Source organism: Tardiphaga sp. P9-11 (genome assembly GCF_008329525.1).
GTDB lineage: Bacteria > Pseudomonadota > Alphaproteobacteria > Rhizobiales > Xanthobacteraceae > Tardiphaga.
Window position 1 is genome coordinate 242149 of record NZ_NPKQ01000007.1, and the last position, 18478, is coordinate 260626.

Annotated in this window: 19 protein-coding genes; 14 read left to right on the plus strand and 5 right to left on the minus strand. The window is 61.6% G+C overall.

Going from position 1 to position 18478, the window contains the following annotated elements; genetic code table 11:
• Window positions 1-191 precede the first annotated feature (191 nt).
• The 5 genes from CIW50_RS21980 to hflX all read left to right on the plus strand — a co-directional run bounded on the left by CIW50_RS21980 (window position 192) and on the right by hflX (window position 6634).
• Complete coding sequence (locus tag CIW50_RS21980; RefSeq protein WP_149533300.1) at window positions 192-2477, plus strand: sensor histidine kinase NtrY-like; 2286 nt, start codon at window positions 192-194, stop codon at window positions 2475-2477.
• 32 nt (window positions 2478-2509) lie between these two features.
• Window positions 2510-3880: a nitrogen assimilation response regulator NtrX gene (ntrX, locus tag CIW50_RS21985; protein ID WP_149533301.1), complete on the plus strand. Its 1371-nt coding sequence runs from the start codon at window positions 2510-2512 to the stop codon at window positions 3878-3880.
• Between the two features lie 57 nt (window positions 3881-3937).
• On the plus strand, window positions 3938-4795 hold the full coding sequence (locus tag CIW50_RS21990) for a D-amino-acid transaminase (RefSeq protein WP_149533302.1): 858 nt from the start codon (window positions 3938-3940) through the stop codon (window positions 4793-4795).
• A gap of 187 nt (window positions 4796-4982) precedes the next feature.
• Window positions 4983-5228 carry an RNA chaperone Hfq gene (gene hfq, locus CIW50_RS21995; protein WP_068731834.1) on the plus strand — a complete coding sequence of 82 codons (246 nt, stop codon included), beginning with the start codon at window positions 4983-4985 and terminating at the stop codon, window positions 5226-5228.
• Window positions 5229-5251: 23 nt separating this feature from the next.
• A complete protein-coding gene (gene hflX, locus CIW50_RS22000; protein ID WP_149533303.1) occupies window positions 5252-6634 on the plus strand; it encodes a GTPase HflX in 1383 nt (460 codons plus the stop codon).
• A gap of 3 nt (window positions 6635-6637) precedes the next feature.
• On the opposite strand, the gene mazG is transcribed toward hflX, so the two are convergent.
• Window positions 6638-7453: a nucleoside triphosphate pyrophosphohydrolase gene (gene mazG, locus CIW50_RS22005; RefSeq protein ID WP_149533304.1), complete on the minus strand. Its 816-nt coding sequence runs from the start codon at window positions 7451-7453 to the stop codon at window positions 6638-6640.
• 119 nt (window positions 7454-7572) lie between these two features.
• Here mazG and queC point away from each other — a divergent pair, with 119 nt between their 5' ends.
• A complete protein-coding gene (queC, locus tag CIW50_RS22010) occupies window positions 7573-8289 on the plus strand; it encodes a 7-cyano-7-deazaguanine synthase QueC (RefSeq protein WP_149533305.1) in 717 nt (238 codons plus the stop codon).
• On the opposite strand, the gene CIW50_RS22015 is transcribed toward queC, so the two are convergent.
• The gene (locus CIW50_RS22015; RefSeq protein ID WP_149533306.1) at window positions 8286-9185 is read right to left on the minus strand and encodes a dihydrodipicolinate synthase family protein; all 900 of its coding nucleotides are present in this window, start codon (window positions 9183-9185) and stop codon (window positions 8286-8288) included. The two genes, queC and CIW50_RS22015, sit on opposite strands and share 4 nt — an antisense overlap.
• A 111-nt stretch (window positions 9186-9296) precedes the next feature.
• On the minus strand, window positions 9297-10061 hold the full coding sequence (locus CIW50_RS22020; RefSeq protein WP_246664390.1) for an SDR family NAD(P)-dependent oxidoreductase: 765 nt from the start codon (window positions 10059-10061) through the stop codon (window positions 9297-9299).
• Between the two features lie 319 nt (window positions 10062-10380).
• Here CIW50_RS22020 and CIW50_RS22025 point away from each other — a divergent pair, with 319 nt between their 5' ends.
• The 3 genes from CIW50_RS22025 (at window position 10381) to CIW50_RS22035 (ending at window position 13619) form a co-directional block, all read left to right on the plus strand.
• Entirely contained in the window at window positions 10381-11133 is a 753-nt protein-coding gene (locus CIW50_RS22025) for a FadR/GntR family transcriptional regulator (RefSeq protein ID WP_149533308.1), read from the plus strand.
• Window positions 11134-11146: 13 nt separating this feature from the next.
• Window positions 11147-12574 (plus strand): FAD-binding oxidoreductase, encoded by a 1428-nt coding sequence (locus CIW50_RS22030; RefSeq protein ID WP_246664391.1) that lies wholly within the window; start codon window positions 11147-11149, stop codon window positions 12572-12574.
• 67 nt (window positions 12575-12641) lie between these two features.
• A complete protein-coding gene (locus tag CIW50_RS22035; RefSeq protein ID WP_246664392.1) occupies window positions 12642-13619 on the plus strand; it encodes a Bug family tripartite tricarboxylate transporter substrate binding protein in 978 nt (325 codons plus the stop codon).
• 45 nt (window positions 13620-13664) lie between these two features.
• Here the strand turns inward: CIW50_RS22035 and nthB are convergent, their stop codons facing one another.
• Window positions 13665-14324 (minus strand): nitrile hydratase subunit beta, encoded by a 660-nt coding sequence (nthB, locus tag CIW50_RS22040; protein ID WP_149533309.1) that lies wholly within the window; start codon window positions 14322-14324, stop codon window positions 13665-13667.
• Window positions 14321-14947: a nitrile hydratase subunit alpha gene (gene nthA, locus CIW50_RS22045; protein ID WP_149533310.1), complete on the minus strand. Its 627-nt coding sequence runs from the start codon at window positions 14945-14947 to the stop codon at window positions 14321-14323. Before nthA ends, nthB begins: the two co-directional genes overlap by 4 nt.
• 65 nt (window positions 14948-15012) lie before the next feature.
• Here nthA and CIW50_RS22050 point away from each other — a divergent pair, with 65 nt between their 5' ends.
• From CIW50_RS22050 to CIW50_RS29885, 5 genes are all read left to right on the plus strand, one after another.
• Complete coding sequence (locus tag CIW50_RS22050) at window positions 15013-15771, plus strand: PA4824 family protein (protein ID WP_149533311.1); 759 nt, start codon at window positions 15013-15015, stop codon at window positions 15769-15771.
• 163 nt (window positions 15772-15934) lie between these two features.
• Window positions 15935-17182, plus strand: coding sequence for a serine hydrolase domain-containing protein (locus CIW50_RS22055; protein ID WP_149533312.1), 1248 nt, complete (start codon window positions 15935-15937; stop codon window positions 17180-17182).
• A 498-nt stretch (window positions 17183-17680) separates the two neighbouring features.
• The gene (locus CIW50_RS29780) at window positions 17681-17803 is read left to right on the plus strand and encodes a hypothetical protein (protein ID WP_283808858.1); all 123 of its coding nucleotides are present in this window, start codon (window positions 17681-17683) and stop codon (window positions 17801-17803) included.
• Window positions 17800-17991: a hypothetical protein gene (locus tag CIW50_RS22060; protein WP_149533313.1), complete on the plus strand. Its 192-nt coding sequence runs from the start codon at window positions 17800-17802 to the stop codon at window positions 17989-17991. Before CIW50_RS29780 ends, CIW50_RS22060 begins: the two co-directional genes overlap by 4 nt.
• A gap of 72 nt (window positions 17992-18063) precedes the next feature.
• Window positions 18064-18285: an aldo/keto reductase gene (locus tag CIW50_RS29885; protein WP_502707527.1), complete on the plus strand. Its 222-nt coding sequence runs from the start codon at window positions 18064-18066 to the stop codon at window positions 18283-18285.
• Window positions 18286-18478: the final 193 nt, after the last annotated feature.

Genomic DNA, 18478 nt, shown 5'->3' on the forward strand with positions numbered 1-18478 from the left:
TCTCCGCAGCGAGATCGAGCAATTTCAGGGTTGGAGACGCAAAAACAAACGAAAACGCAGGGGATGCGTTTTCGTTGGCTAGTCTGCGCCGCGGTTTTGTCGTAATTGAGCAACATTGTTGTATGATTGCATCAGTGCGGTCCGGGCGATCCTGGCAACCGCACGGCGTCCACGCTCACCACATTGTCGGAATGACCAGCGCAGACACGTCGGCTACAGCCTATGAACCGTCGACGGCGGAGCCGCGCAGGTGGACCCTGCGGCGGCTGTTCGTCCCATTGGCCGTCGGCCTGGCCCTTCTCTCGTCATGCCTGACCTTCGTCGTCCTGAACGGCCTGACGCCGATGGCGCCGACCCATCAGGTCGTCGTCACCTTTCTGCTGATTAATGCGGCTAGCGTCTTTCTGCTGGTCCTGATCATTGCCCGCGAAGTCTGGAAAGTGGTCCAGGCCCGCCGCCGGGGTAGGGCTGCAGCGCGTCTTCACGTCCAGATCGTCAGCCTGTTCTCGGTGATCGCCGTGCTGCCGGCGGTGCTGGTGTCGATCGTCGCTAATGTGACGCTGGACCGTGGCCTCGACCGGTTGTTCTCAGGTCCGACCCGCGCGGTGATCGGCAATTCGCTGACGGTCGCCCGCGCTTACGTCCATGAGCATGCACAGCTGATCCGTGGCGACATCCTGGGCATGGCCAACGATCTCGCCCATATCCGTCCGCTCTACGACCAGGACCGCGGCACCTTCCGCAGCCTGCTGTCGGCCAATGCGGCGTCGCGCAATCTGCCGGGCGCCATGTTGATCGACAAGGATCGCAACGTCCTCGAATCCGCCCAAACCGGAATCCGTCAGGATTTCACAACGCCGGCAGCGGACTTTCTGCAGAACGTCAATGACAGCGAGCCCGAGATCGCCATCATTCCGGAAGGCAACTACGTCGCCGCCGTAATCCGGCTGAAGGCCTTCGACAATACATTCCTTTATGTGGCGCGGCTGCTCGATCCACGCGTGGTCGCGCAGCTGAAACAGACCGAGGCCAGTGTCGCCGAATATGCTGAACTGGAATCGCGAAGGCTTGGCATTCAGGTGGCCTTCGCGCTGATGTTCACGGTGATCGCGCTGACGGTGCTGATGTCGTCGGTGCTGATCGGATTGAATTTCGCCAACTGGCTGGTGGCGCCGATTCGCCGGCTGATGGGCGCGGCGAACATGGTCTCGACCGGCGATCTGCACGTTCAGGTGCCGGTGATCCAGTCCGAGGGCGATCTCGCCCATCTCGGCGAGACCTTCAACAAGATGACGCAGGAGCTGCGCACCCAGCGCGATGAACTGGTCAGCGCCAGCGACGTCATCGACAGTCGCCGCCGCTTTATCGAGGCCGTGTTGTCGTCGGCCAGCGCCGGCATCATCGGCGTCGACGGCTCGAACATGGTCGGCATTCTCAACCGCTCGGCCGAGAAGCTCGTCGGACATTCTGAATCCGAGACGCTTGGCCACCCGCTGCACGAGATCATCCCGGAGCTCGACGAGCTGATGCAGACCGCACGCGAGGGATCGCAGCGGCTGGTGCAGGGGCAGGTGACGATCACCCGCGACGGGCAGGAGCGTAATCTCTCCGTGCGCGTCAGCGCCGAACAGACCAGCCAGTCGCGCGACAGCTACATCATCACCCTCGATGACATCACCGAACTCGTCTCTGCACAGCGCACCTCGGCCTGGGCCGACGTGGCGCGCCGCATTGCGCATGAGATCAAGAATCCGCTGACGCCGATCCAGCTCTCCGCCGAGCGCATCAAGCGCAAGTTCGGCAAGGTGATCGTCGACGACAAGGCAATCTTCGAACAGTGCACCGACACCATCGTCCGGCAAGTCGACGATATCAGGCGCATGGTCGATGAATTCTCGCGCTTTGCACGGATGCCCAAGCCCGTGATCGAGGGCGAGGATGTCGCCGACACCGTGCGCCAAGCCGTGTTCCTCATGCGCGTGGGGCACCCCGATCTGGATATCTCTGCCGAGATCAAGGAAGAGCCGATGCGGGCGCGGTTCGACCGCCGGCTGATCTCGCAGGCGCTCACCAATATCATCAAGAATGCGACCGAGGCGATCGAGGCCGTTCCGCCGGAAGAACTCGGCAAGGGCCGTATTGATGTCATAGCTTTCAGAGAGAACGACGACATCGTGATCGACGTGGTCGACAACGGAATCGGCCTGCCGACCGTCAGTCGCTCGCGCCTGCTGGAGCCCTATGTGACGACGCGCGAGAAGGGCACCGGCCTCGGTCTCGCCATCGTCGGCAAGGTTCTGGAGGATCATGGCGGCCGTATCGAACTGAACGACGCTGCGAACATTCGTCCGGGACAGCGCGGCGCCTGGATGCGATTGAGGTTCGCGGTGTCCGGTCAGAAGCCTGACACGGACAAGAGCGAACCTGACGCGACGCCCGATGACGAACGCAAGATCAAAGCCGCTACCAGCAACTGACAAGAAAAAACGTGACCAGGATATTTTGAGCCATGGCAAATGACATTCTGATCGTCGATGATGAAGCCGATATCCGTGATCTTGTTGCGGGCATTCTGGATGATGAGGGCTTCACCACCCGTACCGCACGCGACAGCGATTCCGCACTGGCGGAAATCGCCAATCGCCGCCCCAACATGGTGTTTCTCGACATCTGGCTGCAGGGCAGCAAGCTCGACGGCTTGCAGCTGCTCGAGCAGGTCAAGCGCGACAATCCCGAATTGCCCGTGGTGATGATCTCCGGCCACGGCAATATCGAAACCGCCGTCGCGGCGATCAAACGCGGCGCCTACGATTTCATCGAGAAGCCGTTCAAGGCCGATCGGCTTATTCTGGTCGCGACCCGCGCGCTGGAAACCTCGCGGTTGAAACGCGAAGTCAAGGAACTGAAGCAGCTCGCGCCGGTCGCCAATTCGCTGACCGGTCGCTCGGCTGCCATGAACCAGCTGCGCCAGACCATCGATCGCGCCGCCAAGGCCAACAGCCGCATTCTGATCGTCGGCCCGTCGGGCGCCGGCAAGGAACTGGCAGCGCGCACGCTGCACACGTCGTCGGCCCGCGCCACTGGACCGTTCGTCGTCATCAACGCCGCAGCGATCACGCCGGAGCGCATGGAGGTCGAACTGTTCGGTATCGAACAGTCCAATGGCGAACAGGCGCGCAAGGCAGGCGCTCTGGAAGAAGCCCATGGCGGCACGTTGTTCATCGACGAAATCGGCGATCTGCCGCGCGAGACCCAGAACAAGATTTTGCGCGTGCTGGTCGATCAGACATTCATGCGGGCAGGCGGCACCACCAAGGTCAATGTCGATGTTCGCATCATCTCGTCGACGGCGCGCAACCTCGAAGAGGAGATCGCCGAAGGTCGTTTCCGCGAGGATCTCTATCACCGCCTCTCGGTGGTGCCGATTCGCGTGCCGCCGCTCTCCGAGCATCGCGAGGATATCCCGGAGCTGATCGAATATTTCATGGAGCAGATCTCCATCGCAACGGGGCTGCCGAAGCGACAGATCGGCGAGGACGCCATGGCCGTCCTGCAGTCGCACGTCTGGCCCGGCAATATCCGCCAGCTTCGCAACAATGTCGAACGCGTCATGATCCTGGCCGGTGGCGGGCCGGAGGTCATCATCACCGCCGACATGCTGCCGCAGGACGTCGGCTCGATGGTGCCGTCGATGCCGACCAGCAACAATGGCGAGCACATCATGGGCTTGCCGCTGCGCGAAGCCCGCGAAGTGTTCGAGCGCGATTATCTGATTGCGCAGATCAGCCGTTTTTCGGGTAACATCTCGCGCACCGCTGAATTCGTCGGCATGGAGCGCTCGGCCTTGCATCGCAAGCTCAAGGCGCTCGGCGTCGGCTAAAACACTCACGTCAATTCAAGCTTCAACTCAAACTTCAACTCAACCCTCGGAACGAACATGTCGCGCATCGCCTATGTGAACGGTCAGTACGTCAATCTGCGCGATGCCGCCGTGAACGTCGAGGACCGCGGCTATCAGTTCGCCGATGGCATCTACGAAGTCTGCGAGATCATCGGCGGCAAGATGGTCGACTTCCCCCGCCATATCGCGCGCATGCAGCGCTCGCTGCGGGAATTGCGCATCGCCGAGGCAATGCCGCTGACATCTCTGAAGGTGGTGATGCAGGAAGTGGTTCGCCGCAACCGCATTAATTACGGCATCGTCTATCTGCAGATCTCGCGCGGCGTCGCCCATCGCGACCACGGCTTCCCGTCGCCTGATGTGAAGCCCAGCGTGGTCGTGACCGCGAAGTCGCTCAACTTCACCAAGAACCAGGCGACCGCCGCCAAGGGCGTAAAGGTCATCACGACGGCGGAGAATCGCTGGCCGCGCGTGGACATCAAGACCGTCGGCCTGTTGCCCAACGTGCTGGCGCGCCAGGAAGCCCGCGACAAGGGCGCCTACGAAGCCTGGTATGTCGACGCCGATGGTTTCGTCACCGAAGGCGCATCGTGCAACGCCTGGATCGTCACCAAGGACGGCAAGGTGGTTACGCGCACGGCCGAGCGAGGCATCCTCGCAGGCATCACGCGCGCGGTACTGATCGAGGTTCTGGCCTCGATGCAGCTCAAGCTGGAAGAGCGGAACTTCACGCCGGCCGAGGCCTATGACGCCGCTGAAGCCTTCGTCTCGTCGGCGAGTCAGATCGTGATGCCGGTCATCAATATCGACGGCAAGCAAATCGGTGACGGCAAGCCCGGTGGTATTGCGACGCGCCTGAGGCAGGAATTCCATAAATTCGCAGCGATTTCATAAAATTTGCCACGCTTTTAGGCACCAATTCCGCGTTCCGGCTTGCCTAAAAAGCGCGCCTGCCGTCTAATCACGTCGTCGCGCTCCCGGAGGGGGATCTCAGGGGAAAGTGCGGCAGCTTGGTAAGGCCCCGGAGAGGGCTGCGCCGGGTTCAAAAAAAACAACAAAGCAGACTGCGGGATTAAAAAAAATGGCGGCAGACCGCGCACAAAATCTACAGGACACCTTCCTCAACCACGTACGCAAGACGAAGACGCCCTTGACCATCTTTCTGGTGAACGGCGTCAAACTGCAGGGCATTGTCACCTGGTTCGATAATTTCTGTCTACTGCTCCGGCGCGACGGACACTCGCAGCTGGTGTATAAGCATGCGATATCGACCATCATGCCGGGCGCACCGATTCAGCTTTTTGAGGGTGGCGAGGATCCGGCTTGAGCGAACTCCAGAGAGACGCTTGATTGGAATTTCGTAGCTTCGACGGCAACGCTGCTGACCGACCCTCGGCCAGCAGCGAATCGACCGGCCGCGTTCTCGTGGTCGGTCCTTATCTGCGCGAACGGCGGGGCGATGCCGACGCGCAAGCCTATTCTCATGTCCGCGATACCGATGCCCGCCTCGAAGAGGCGGTCGGTCTCGCGCGCGCCATTGACCTAACAGTGGTCGAGGCCGTCACCGCGCCGCTGAGCCAGATCCGTCCGGCCACCTATCTCGGCAAGGGCAAGGTCGAGGAACTCGCGGGCCTGATCGCGGCGAACGAGATCGGCATCGTGGTCATGGATTGCGCGCTTTCGCCGATCCAGCAGCGCAACCTCGAAAAGGAACTCAAGGCAAAGGTGCTCGACCGCACCGGCCTCATCCTCGAAATCTTCGGTCGCCGCGCGAAGACGAAAGAAGGCACGCTGCAGGTCGAGCTCGCGCATCTCAACTATCAGCGCAGTCGCCTGGTCCGGTCATGGACCCATCTTGAGCGCCAGCGCGGCGGCTTCGGCTTCATGGGCGGCCCCGGCGAAACCCAGATCGAGGCCGATCGCCGCATGATCGGCGACCGCATCGCGCGGTTGGAGGCCGATCTCAGGAAGGTGCAGGCGACGCGACGTCTGCATCGCGCCGGTCGCCAGCGCGTGCCCTATCGTGTCGTCGCGCTCGTCGGCTACACCAATGCCGGCAAGTCAACGCTGTTCAATCGCTTGACCCGCGCCGACGTGCAGGCCGAGGACATGCTGTTCGCGACCCTCGATCCGACGCTGCGTGCGCTGACGCTGCCGCATGGCGGCAAGGCGATGCTGTCGGACACCGTGGGCTTTATCTCCAATCTGCCGACACAGCTCGTCGCTGCCTTCCGCGCGACGCTGGAAGAGGTGCTGGAGGCGGACATCATCCTCCATGTCCGCGACATCTCGCATGAAGATGCCGAAGCGCAGCAGAGCGATGTCGACAACGTGCTGCGCAAACTCGGCATCGATACCGAAGCTTCGGCGCGTATCCTTGAAGTCTGGAACAAGATCGATCGTTTCCCGCCCGACGAGCGTGAAAACCTCGCCAATATCGCCGCGCGGCGTCCGCCGGAGAAGCCGTGCTTCATGGTCTCGGCGGAAACCGGTGAGGGCATCGATGCGCTGCTCAACGCCATCGAGGAACGGCTTGCCGCTGCGCGCGTGACGCTGGATTTGCAGATCGACGCCGCCGATGGTGCCGGCGTGAGCTGGCTGCACCGCAATGCCGAGATTCTCGTGAAGGAACTGCACGACGGACATTTCGACATGGTGGTCCGCGTCGATGAGACGAAGCGCGATGTGGTGATCAGCAAATACGGCGCGGTACTACATCCCGTGGAGCACTGACGGCTACTCCGCGCCCTTCGCCTCGTTCCACAGCGCATCCATCTGTTCGAGCGACGCATCCTGCAGCGAGCTTCCCTTCGCAGCGAGCGCTCGCTCGATATAGCCGAAGCGCCGCTCGAACTTGGCATTGGTCCCGCGCAGCGCCAGTTCCGGATCGGCCTTCACATGCCGGGCGAGATTGACCAGTGCGAACATCAGATCGCCGGTCTCGGCCGCCACTTCGCTCTGGTCGCCGCGATCGAGCGCTGCTTCGATCTCGTCGGCTTCCTCGCGGATTTTCGCCAGCACTGCGCGCGGATCATTCCAGTCGAAGCCGACGCTGGAGGCTTTTGTCTGCAGCTCCATGGCCTGGCTCAATGCGGGTTGCCCGGCCTTGACGCTGGCGAGGAGCGAGGAAGGTGGCGGAACGTCCACGCCGCGCCGGGCGGCGCGTTCAGCCTTTTCCTCGGCCTTGATGCGCTCCCAGACGCCCTTCACATGGCCCGGCGTCAGGTTGCCGTCCTTGTCGGCGAATACATGCGGGTGCCGGCGGATCATCTTGCGGGTGATCGCCTCCACGACGTCGCCGAACGCGAATGCGTTCTGCTCTTCGGCCATCCGCGCATGGAATACCACCTGTAACAGCAAGTCCCCGAGCTCGTCGCAGAGATCGCCGAGATCGTGCCGGACGATGGCATCGGCGACCTCATAGGCCTCCTCTATCGTATAGGGCGCGATACTCGCGAAGTCCTGCTCCAGATCCCAGGGGCAGCCCGTCACGGGTGTGCGCAACTGGGCCATGATCTCGATCAGGCCGGCGATATCGCGGGAAGGGGTCATGAGGCACCACGGTTCACAGCAGGAGCTTCTGCTATGCCGCAGGACGGCGGCGTGGCCCAGCGGAAATGCCCGGTTTTGCCTGTCTTTCACACAGCTCTGGGGAGTGCTATCTGCAGCCCATGAGCGACACTGTCCAAGATCAAACCGCGCTGGTGCTGTTTTCCGGCGGCCAGGATTCCGCGACCTGTCTGGCCTGGGCGCTGGCGCGCTTCAAGCGCGTCGAAATGCTCGGCTTCGCTTACGGCCAACGCCATGCCATCGAGCTCGATAGCCGCGACAAGCTGCTGGCCGGCGTGAAGGCATTGAATGCCAACTGGGCTGCCAAACTTGGCGACAGCCACACGCTGGATATCCCGACGCTATCAGCGATCTCCGATACCGCGCTGACGCGTGACGTCGCCATCGAGATGGGCGCAGACGGTCTGCCCAACACCTTCGTGCCCGGCCGCAATCTGGTGTTCCTGACATTCGCGGCAGCGCTGGCCTATCGGCGCGGCATCACGCACATCATCGGCGGCATGTGCGAGACGGATTATTCCGGCTATCCCGATTGTCGCGACGACACCATCAAGGCGCTGCAGCAGGCGCTTAATCTCGGCATGGCCAAGAACTTCACGCTGCATACACCGCTGATGTGGCGCGACAAGGCGGCGACCTGGGCGCTGGCGCATGAGCTCGGCGGGCAGGGCCTCATCGACCTGATCCGCGAACACTCGCACACCTGCTATCTCGGTGAGCGCGGCGCGTTACATGACTGGGGCTATGGCTGCGGCAAATGCCCGGCCTGCGAACTACGCGCCAAAGGCTGGCGCGCGTTCGCAGCGACTGCCGTTTAGACCGCCAGCGACTCGCGGACCTTGGCCGCTTCGGCAGCGCTGAGCCCTGTCAGTGGCGGACGCACCCGCAGCCAATTGTCATTGTTGTCGCGCTTCGCCAGCAGCACCTTCAGCGAGGGAAGCTGCACATAGGTGGACACCGCATTGCGCGTCGCCACGATCCGCTCCTGTGCGGCCGCGACTTCAGCCTGTTTTGCCGGGTCGTTGAAGCCGTTGAATACGGTGGCAAGCTCTCGGCTGACGAGGTTCGACGCCGCCGTGATGCAGCCGGCGCCGCCCAGCGGCAGCAGCTTCAGCATCAGGGGATCAGCGCCGACCAGCACCGAGAAGCCTGGGAAGCGTTCGACGATGGCCTTCATATTGGAAAACTCGCCTGCGGAATCCTTGATCCCCACCACGATTTCCGGGAAGCGCTTGCGCAACCGATCGATAACGTCGAGCGAGATCGGCACCGCCGACATCTGCGGGATGTGATAGAGCACGACGCGCAGGCGCGGGTCGGCGACGCGCTCAATCACAGCCGTATAGGCATCGACGATGCCGTCATCGGACACGCCCTTGTAGTAGAACGGCGGCAGCATCACGACGGCACCAACGCCATTGGCAACAGCGTGCTTCGTCAGCTCGACCGTTTCCATGATCGACGCAACACCGGTGCCCGGCAGCAGCTTCGACGGCGCGATCCCGGATTTCGCCACGGCGTCCAGCAGCGCCATGCGCTCGCGTGACGACAGCGAATTGGCTTCGCCTGTCGTGCCGAGCATGGCGATGCCGGTGCAGCCGTCATCGAGCAGGCGCTGGCAGTGGGAGGTGAACAGGCCCTGATCCACCGACAGGTCGGCGTTGAAGGGGGTGGTCGCGGCGCAGTAGACGCCGGTTGGGAAGGGAGCTGTCATCGTTGTGCTCTTTCGGGTGCGTGTTGCAGGAGTTCTTCTAACGAAGCGCTGGTGTTTCCCTCGCCCTGCCAGGCGAAGCAAAGCTTCGCTAGGCGGGGAGAGGTTAGAACCTTACGGCATGATCTGCCCGCCATTCACCTCGATGACCTGGCCGGTAATGTAGCTGCTCATGGTCTCGTCGGCGAGGAACTGATAGGCGCCGACGCAATCCTCGGGCGTGCCGATCCGGCCGAGCGGGATGCCCTGGCGGGCGCCTTCGAGCTGCTCTGCGGTCGAATAGCGCTGGTGGAACGGCGTCATGATCACGCCTGGCGCCACCGCATTGGCGCGCACGTTGAACGGAGCCAGTTCCTTCGCCAGCACGCGCGTGATGGTCGAGACAAAACCCTTGGCCGAACCATAGAGGCCAGCACCGCCGCTGCCGCCATTGCGGGCCGCAACCGACGTCGTGTTGATGATCGAGCCTGAACGCTGCGCCTCCATGATCTTCGCGGCCTTGCGGCAGGCGAAGAACACCGAGCCGATATTGAGATCGACCACGTCGTCATACTGTTCGTCGGTGGCATCGGCGATCGATGTGCGGCCGAACATGGCGCCAGCATTGTTGATCAGCACGTCGATGCGGCCGAGCTTGGCATGGGCTTCGTCGATCACGCGCGCAGCTTCAGCGCGCTCCGATACGTCGCCGCGCACGAGGTCGGCAGCGCCACCACTCGCGCGGATATTCGCGACGACTTCCTCGGCGCCTTCCGGATTGCCGTTGTAGTGCACGATCAGCCTGGCACCGAGGGCGCCGAATTTCTTCGCCACGGCAGCGCCGATGCCGGAGCTTGCGCCGATGATCACAATAGCCTTGCCGTTCAGTCCGTTGGTCACGCCTGGTCCTTTCCGATTGAGCGAGCGTTCGACCACGAATTCAGCAAGCTGACAAGTTGTCAGCATTTGTGCAGCGCAGCACGATGCTTGATCAGATCAAGGAATTTATCATATGTATATCAATATGATACGGCTACCGAACTCTATCCGCGCGACATTGACATGTTGACAAGTTTGCCGCCGCCTCGCATGGTCGCCGAAATTTTTGGGCGAGGAAGTGTTTCCATGCGACGGCGCTCCCAAGCGATCGGACTGTCGCACGAAACCTCCGCCGCCATCCCTGTGAGCCCAAATCTTACAAGTCCTGGTTTGACCGATCATGAAGCCGATTGATCCCTCTGAATTGCCTGAAGCGCCGCGTCCGCGCGGTGCTGCCGCCGGTTCGCTCGTCGACAAGGTCTATGGCGAACTCGCGCAGCGCATCGCCAATGGCGACTACGCGCCGGACCAGAAGCTGCCCGGCGAGCACGAACTTTCCGATATGTTCGACGTCTCACGTCCTGTATTGCGCGAAGCCCTTGGCCGGTTGCGTGAAGATGGACTGATCACGTCACGACAGGGTGCAGGCAGTTTCGTGCAGATCCGTGCGCAGCAACAGCCGCTCGGCTTCGCGCGGGTGGAGACCATCGCCGACATCCAGCGCTGCTTCGAATTCCGCATCACCATGGAAGCCGATGCTGCGCATTTTGCAGCGCTCCGACGCAGCGACGACAATCTCGGCAAGATGGAAGCAGCGCTCGGCCTGCTGCGCGAGGCGACGAAGAAGCGCAAGCATCGCGAAGACGCTGACTACGCATTCCATCTCGCTGTCTCCGAGGCGACCAACAACCACTATTTCGCGACCTCGCTGAACGCCCTCAAGGACCACGTCGCTGTCGGCATGAAGCTGCACGGCCTGTCGCTGATGGGGCCGCGGCCCGGCCTCGAGCAGGTGTTCGAGGAACACAGCAGTATTTTTGAAGCGATCCGTGACCGCGATGCTGAGGCAGCGCGCACGGCTATGCGTCTCCATCTCGAAACGTCGCGCGACCGCCTGTTCGAAGGCCGGCTGCTCGACCTCTCGTTCCGGTGACGAGGAGAGCATCTTGACTGACCACACGACATTTCTTGCGATGCTTGCCGGCATAGTCGGCGACCGACACCTGATCGGTCCCGGCGGCGATTTCGAGCCTTATGTCGTGGACTGGCGCGGCCGCTATCACGGCAAGGCGCTGGCCGTCGTGAAGCCTGGCTCGACGCAGGAAGTGTCCGACGTGGTCAAGGCCTGCGCGGCCGCCGGCATCGCCATCGTACCCCAGGGCGGCAACACCGGCATGTGCGGCGCAGCGACTCCTCTGGGCGAGCGCGACACGATCGTATTGCGCCTCGATCGCCTGAACCGCATTCGTAGCGTCAGCCGTCTCGGCGACTCCATCACCGTCGATGCCGGCTGCATCCTCGCCGACATCCAGAAGGCCGCTGACGATATCGACCGCTTGTTTCCGCTTAGCCTCGGCGCCGAAGGTTCGTGCCAGATCGGCGGCAATCTCTCCACCAATGCCGGCGGCACTGCCGTGCTGCGCTACGGCACCACACGCGAACTCGCGCTCGGCCTCGAAGTTGTGCTGCCCGATGGCGAGATCCTCGACGGCATGACGGCGCTGCGCAAAGACTCCACAGGCTTTGACACCAAGCAGCTCTTCATCGGTGCCGAAGGAACGCTCGGCATCATCACCGGCGCGGTACTAAAGCTGTTTCCGAAGCCACGGGCGAGGGCAGTGTCCTTCGCCAAGCTGAACAGTATCGATGCGGTGCTCGACCTGCTCGCGCAGGCACGCACTGAACTCGGTGACCGCATCGGCGCCTTCGAGGTGATGTCGCGCGGCCAGATCGAGGTGATCGCCGAGAACCTGCCGCTGGTGAACATCCCATTCGAGCTGGATGCGCCCTGGTACGTGCTGATCGAACTCGTCGATACGCTGGTGTCGGTCGATCTGAATGCGGCGCTCGAAGCGTTGCTCAGTGGCGCTTATGAGCGCGAGCTGGTCACCGATGCGCTGGTGGCCTCCAGCGAGACGCAGGCCGCAGCGTTCTGGAAGATTCGCCACAGCGTGTCGGAAGGCAGCAAGAAGGCCGGTTACGTCATCTCGCACGATAGCGCCGTGCCCTTGTCGCAGCAGGCAACCTTCGTCACGCAGGTGGAGAAGCGCATCGCTGCCTATCGGCCCGACGCTCGCATCGTGATGCACGGCCATATCGGCGACGGCAACATCCACATCCTCGCAATTATTCCGGGGCTGGAGCAAAACCAGAAGGATCAGATTCAGGACACGATCCGCGGCATCAACACCATTGTCGATGAAGAGACCGTCGCGCTGGGTGGCAGCATCAGCGCCGAACACGGCATCGGCATCGCCAATCGCGAGCGGCTGGCACGCGTCACCAAGCCGACCGAGCTACGGCTCTTGCGCAGCGTCAAGCAGATGCTCGATCCGAACAACATCATGAATCCTGGAAAAGTGCTGCCTGCATAGGCGCATCTCCGCTGGCATCCGCTTGCTTCAAACTACTTCAAATCAACAAATCAGAAGGGAAACACCAATGAAAATGACATCGATCCTGATGGCGGCCTGCGTCGCTTTTGGCGTCGTCGGGCAGGCGAGTGCGCAAGACGCCAAGTATCCCACCAAGCCGATCACCATCGTCGTGCCGTTCGCAGCCGGCGGCACAGTGGACATCATCGCGCGCATGGTATCGGAGAATCTGCAGAAGAAGCTCGGCGCCACCGTGCTGGTCGAAAATATGGGCGGCGCCGGCGGCAATATCGGCGTCACCCGCGTCGCACGCGCGGCACCCGATGGCTACACGATCGGCCTCGCCAGCACATCGCCGCTGGCGATCGCGCCAACGCTCTATGGCAGCAAGCTTCAGTTCCAGCCGGAGAAGGATTTGGTAGCCTTCGCGCAAGTGAGCATCGTGCCCAACGTGCTGGTGGTGAATCCCGACCGCATCAAGGCACGTACCGTGCCGGAGCTGATCGCCTTCATGAAGGCCAACCCCGACAAGGTGACGTTCGGCTCGGCCGGCCCCGGCACGTCGCAGCATCTTGCCGGCGAACTGTTCCAGCAGATGACCGGCACCAAGATGGTCCACGTGCCCTATAAGGGCTCGAGCCAGATGGTCACCGACCTGATCTCGGGCCAGATCGACATCGCTTTCGACAACGTCCCGCTACTGCTGCCGCATGTGGCTGCCGGCAAGCTGGCGATGCTCGCCACGGCAACACCGAAGCGCGCCGAGTTCGACGCGAATGTCCCGGCCGTCGCCGAATTCCTGCCGGGCTTCGAGGCTGTCGCCTGGCATGGCTTCATCGCGCCGGCGGCAACGCCGAAGCCGATCGTCGACAAGCTCTCGGCGGAAATCCGCGAATTCATGAGCCTGCCGGAGACGAAGAAGAAGATGGCCGAACTCGGCGCAGTCGCCGTGGCGATCCCGCAGGATGAGTTCACCAAATACATCGCCAGCGAGACCCAGCGCTGGAAGGGTGTGATGGAGAAGGCCAACGTCACGATGAACTGACGCTGGCGAACGGGCGGGCGGGCAGGCGGCCAATGCCGCCGCCCGTCACGCCGGGTCGAGATACGGCTCGAAAGCCTCGACCGACACTTTCAGCGTCGGATCGCCATCGGATCCCCACAGTTCGGCGCCGTCGAGCACGACGGTGTAGAGCCACTGTGGGTTTTCGCCTTGGTCATGCGCCGCCGTGTCGGGATAGACATGCGCGCCGTGTATCCGCTCGATCACGCCGACATGGCCGCGGACATAGCGTGGCAGCCGCGTATGCGTTGTCGGATGGATGTTCTTCATCCGCACGCGATCGCCGATCGCGAATGCGGCAGGCGCCGAAGCAGGGCGCGTGAATGAGCCGCGGGTCAGCACGCGCTCGACGCTATCAACGGTGAAGCTGCCGCGTTTCAGCGGCTTCGGCGGCACGGATGCGTGGCCGGCCTTGACCTCATCCGCAGCAAGGAAGCCACGCTCGACCAGCATATCCTCAAGGCCGAGAAACCATTTCTTGTAGTAGCTGCTGGAGAGATAGACCTCCGGCGGCAGCGTTTCGCGGTAGAAACGCGAGGCGTCGATGTTGAAGGCGCCTGCCGCGCCCATGGCGCGCACCATGGCCAGCACGCGGGATTCCCACTCCGCATGAAACATCGGCTCGTTCGGCTCCGGCTCGACCTTTCCGAAACCGTCCATGCCGCCCATGTCGTGGACGCCGTTCACGATCGCGCTCCCGGGGTCAGAACGAGACCGGTGCCGATCATCGAGTCGCGCGTGACGATTTCGGCGAGCTGCGATTCGCTCCAGCCCTCGGTGCCTGCAGGTCGCATCGGCAACACGAGAAAACGTGTTTCCGCGGTCGAATCCCAGACGCGGATTTCCGTATCCTTGGGGATTGTAAAGCCGAAGTCGGCCAGCACGCCACGCGGATCCTTCACGGCACGAGAGCGATAGGGCGCCGCCTTGTACCAGACCGGGGGCAGGCCGAGCATTTCCCAAGGGTAACAGGAGCACAGGGTACACACGACCATGTTGTGCCGCTCGGGCGTGTTCTCGACCACCACCAGATGGTCGCCGGTGCGGCTGACATGGCCAAGCGTGCCGACCGCCGCCGACCCATCCGCCAGCAGCGCTTCCTTGAAGGCGGGATCGGTCCAGGCCTTGGCCACCACCAGGGCGCCGTTATGCGGGCCGATCTTGGTCTCATAGGCCTGGATCATCGCGTCCAGCGCCGCCGGATCGATATAGCCCTTCTCCGTCAGGATGGTCTCGAGTGCACGGACGCGCAGCTCGGTGTCCGACAATTCGGAATGGTCGTGATCGTGGTCATGGTGGTGTTCGGTCATACCGGCAGGATAAGCGAGGCGCGAATGTTCTGTCGAGCATTTAGGGACTCAGCTAGTCCTAGGACATGGCTGCCAATCTCTACCGCGCGATCACTCTGTTCGGCTTCGTCGTCGTCGCGCTGCTCCTGGCGTCTGGTCACGCAGAGGCGGCCAATGGCGCCTATGCGGTCGATGCGGCGGATATTTCGGACCTCGGCTCCTGCAAACTCGAGAGCTGGTATTCGACGGCCACCAACAGCGACTTTGCGGCCGTCGCCAATCCGTCCTGCGTGGTGGAAATCACGCGTCCGGTCGAACTCAGCGTGCTCACCAATTACAGCCGCTCCGATGGCGAGCTGAGCACGAGCCTTGCGCCAAAAGCGAAAATCAATATCGAGCCGACCGGCATCGGAAAATTCGGCGTATCAGCGCTCGCCAGCGGCACACACGATGCGATGACAGGCCAGAACACGGCCGTCTTCGCCGAGATTCCGGCGACCTATCGCTTCAACGAAAACATGCGCATCAATCTCAATGCCGGCTGGCTGTGGGATCGCGTGATCGATCGCCACTACTTCACCTATGGCGTCGGCTTCGACTGGAAATTCACCGATGTACTGCAATACACGGTGGAACTGTACGGGCAGGCGGGTCATGCTGAATTCGCCAGCGTGATCCAGCCGCGCGTCCAGACCGGCGTGCGCTATCGGCCCAACGACATCTTCTCGGTCGACGTGATCTACGGCCGCAACATCACCGGCGAGAATTCAAACTGGATCACTTTGGGGACCACGATCCGGTTTCCGCCGCCGGGAAGCACCCGCAAACCCGACGCGCATTTGTGATCCACATTAGGTCACCGATCGCTGTAAAGCTGCGATATCGGCAAATTGCATGATTTTCCGACAAGTATCTGAAATATCTCGGTGTTAAGGTCCGACCGTGTTCAAGCCCTCTTGCGGAAATCCTGTGTCAATCTTGCGACGATCTTGCGAATTCCTGTCCGCCATGACCATCGCCGCGACGCTGGTGACGCGGGCATTGGCCGCCACAAATCTGCTGACCGACAAGCCTGATCTCAGCAGCTTTTCCCAGGACGGACTGAACCGCGTCACCGAAATGCTCGACCGCGAAGTCGGTCAGGGCCATCTCGCCGGCGCGATCATGCTGATCCAGCACCGCGGCAAGCCGGTCTATTATGAAGGTTTCGGCGTCCGGGATCCCGCGACCATGGCGCCGATGACGACGGACACGATCTTCCGGCTCTATTCGATGTCCAAGCCCGTGACATCGGTCGCTGCGATGATCCTGGTCGAGCAGGGCAAGCTCAAGCTCGACGATCCGATCGCCAAATACATTCCGTCCTACGCTCATCCGCAGGTCGCGACCGAACGCACGGATGCCAGCGGTAAACCCTATCTGGACTTTGCGCCGGCCGAGAAACCGATCACCGTGCTCGACCTGATGCGGCAGTCGTCCGGTATCAGTTCGGCCTTCACCAATCTCGGGCTGATCACGGAGCTTTATCTCGACGCAGGCCTGTTCGACGGCGATTTCGACAATGCCGACTTTGCAGCAAGGCTCGCGAAGCTGCCGCTGGCCTATCAGCCGGCGACCGTTTGGGACTACGGTCATTCGACGGATTTGCTCGGCCGCGTCATCGAGATTGCCTCGGGCCAGTCGCTGTATGATTTCCAGAGGCAGTATCTGTTCGATCCGCTGGGCATGACCGACACCGGCTATTACGTGCTCGATCCCGCCAAAGCGCCGCGGATTGCCCAGCCAATGCCGACCGATCGCATCATCGGCAACGAGACCATCAGCGATCCCACGATGAAGCGACGATGGGAGTCAGGAGGAGGCGGCCTCGTCTCCACCACGGGCGATTACGCGCGCTTCCTGCAGATGCTGATCAATGGCGGCACGCTCGACGGCGTTCAGATACTCAAGCCCGAATCCGTCCAATTGATGCGCCAGAATCAGGTCGCGCCGGCCAGCGATGTGAAACCCTGGGCCTATTATTATCCCGGCGCCGGGTTCGGTTACGGTCTCGGCTTCGGTGTCCGCATCGGCCCCGGCGAAGATGGTGTTCCCGGTTTCGTTGGCGAGATGGCCTGGGGCGGCGCCGCCGGGACTTATTTCTGGACCTATCCGGATCAGGACATGGTGATGATCCTGATGGTGCAGACGCCAACCCAGCGCGGCCGCGTCCAGCCGATCTTGAAGACGCTCGTCTACGACGCGATTAGGAAATAGCGGGAAACGTGACCGTGGTGCGGCTTTAAGAGAATGTTGGCCCCCACATTAGGCCGACATGAAAATCCAAGTTCGCTAGTTTTTTCAGCGGCGATGCCCCTCATAAGATCGGCATATTTTTCTGAAGGTAGGATTCCGGGCCGCCAATGCGTCGTAAGGCGCCCTTTAGGTTGTATGAAAATTCGAAGGTCTGACGGACGCGCAGCAGTTTCTCGCGCTGTCCGCGTATCGCTCGAGGGGGCTATTGGTGGGGAGCGCCTGGCTAAAACGTTTTGAAGCTCCCAAACAGATTGGGAGCTGCCAGGCATGCCAAACGCTGTCCACAGAAGTCAGATTTAGCTAAGTGCCTGTCGCTGATGACGAACTATATGGTGAGTGGTGGTCAGATTGGTGTGGCCTGAATCTGCATCGGGGCCCCTTGCACTCCCAAAGATAACCGCCGACAAATATCTACGCCTTTGACAACAGCTTCTTCTTTTTTAAATCGAGAGCTGTGTAATGTCCGACTATCAACTACGTTTCAAAGGTCCTGGCTTGGACTTTGATGCCAAGGGCTGGGTTGCCATCTTGGCGGCAATCGCCATCGTTGCGATCATCGTTTTGGTTGTGAAACTGCTGTGACCAAAAACCGTTCTTTTCCTTTGGAGGCTGTCGCTCGTATTCATCACTGCAGGCGGCGCTTCATGGAAGAGGTGCGCCATGACAAAGGGAAAAGCGCCGTGACGCCGGTCTGGCTGCTGACTTTCACTATCGGCTTCTTCGATCTGTGTGCCTATGACGTGAAGATGGGCTTTAGGAAGCGTTGCTGACGCCAGAGTTATGGCTTCTTTGATTTTTGCGCGCGCGAAGGGATCGGTTCCATCCCTTTCTACCCCCTGAAAATCGGCGACTTCGCGAATTCCGACGCATTGAAATCGCTTGCGGCCAGAGAAAACGTAACACCCGCGTTGATCGGGCTCGCTTGGTTATTTCACCGCTCACCCGCCATCATTCCGATCCCCGGTACCTCTTCGCTGAAACATCCTGAGGAAAATGCCGAGGCCTGCCGTGTCACGCTATCGGCGCGGGACATGGCAGTTTTTGATAAACTTTCCGCAGCATAAGCTCCGATGGCCGCTTCGGTGTAGCCGAAGACCGAGCCGCATAAGGCAACGACCGCTTCTGGCGCAAATGTATGGACCGGCTGCTGATCGCAAGTGAGATTATGCTTAGATAGCGGAAGTCGCTGATATGTATCCGGCCTGTTGATCGGCTCGCGGGCCGTGGCCTTGATGGGGATACGCACGCGCCTTTGGC

Coding starts and splice junctions, on each gene's coding strand:
- CIW50_RS22025 (WP_149533308.1), top strand. CDS start 10,381: ATGAAGCCGATTGATCCCTCTGAATTGCCTGAAGCGCCGCGTCCGCGC.
- CIW50_RS22055 (WP_149533312.1), top strand. CDS start 15,935: ATGACCATCGCCGCGACGCTGGTGACGCGGGCATTGGCCGCCACAAAT.
- queC (WP_149533305.1), top strand. CDS start 7,573: ATGAGCGACACTGTCCAAGATCAAACCGCGCTGGTGCTGTTTTCCGGC.
- nthA (WP_149533310.1), bottom strand. CDS start 14,947: ATGACCGAACACCACCATGACCACGATCACGACCATTCCGAATTGTCG.
- hfq (WP_068731834.1), top strand. CDS start 4,983: ATGGCGGCAGACCGCGCACAAAATCTACAGGACACCTTCCTCAACCAC.
- ntrX (WP_149533301.1), top strand. CDS start 2,510: ATGGCAAATGACATTCTGATCGTCGATGATGAAGCCGATATCCGTGAT.
- CIW50_RS29780 (WP_283808858.1), top strand. CDS start 17,681: ATGTCCGACTATCAACTACGTTTCAAAGGTCCTGGCTTGGACTTTGAT.
- CIW50_RS22015 (WP_149533306.1), bottom strand. CDS start 9,185: ATGACAGCTCCCTTCCCAACCGGCGTCTACTGCGCCGCGACCACCCCC.
- CIW50_RS21990 (WP_149533302.1), top strand. CDS start 3,938: ATGTCGCGCATCGCCTATGTGAACGGTCAGTACGTCAATCTGCGCGAT.
- CIW50_RS22035 (WP_246664392.1), top strand. CDS start 12,642: ATGAAAATGACATCGATCCTGATGGCGGCCTGCGTCGCTTTTGGCGTC.
- CIW50_RS22050 (WP_149533311.1), top strand. CDS start 15,013: ATGGCTGCCAATCTCTACCGCGCGATCACTCTGTTCGGCTTCGTCGTC.
- mazG (WP_149533304.1), bottom strand. CDS start 7,453: ATGACCCCTTCCCGCGATATCGCCGGCCTGATCGAGATCATGGCCCAG.
- CIW50_RS21980 (WP_149533300.1), top strand. CDS start 192: ATGACCAGCGCAGACACGTCGGCTACAGCCTATGAACCGTCGACGGCG.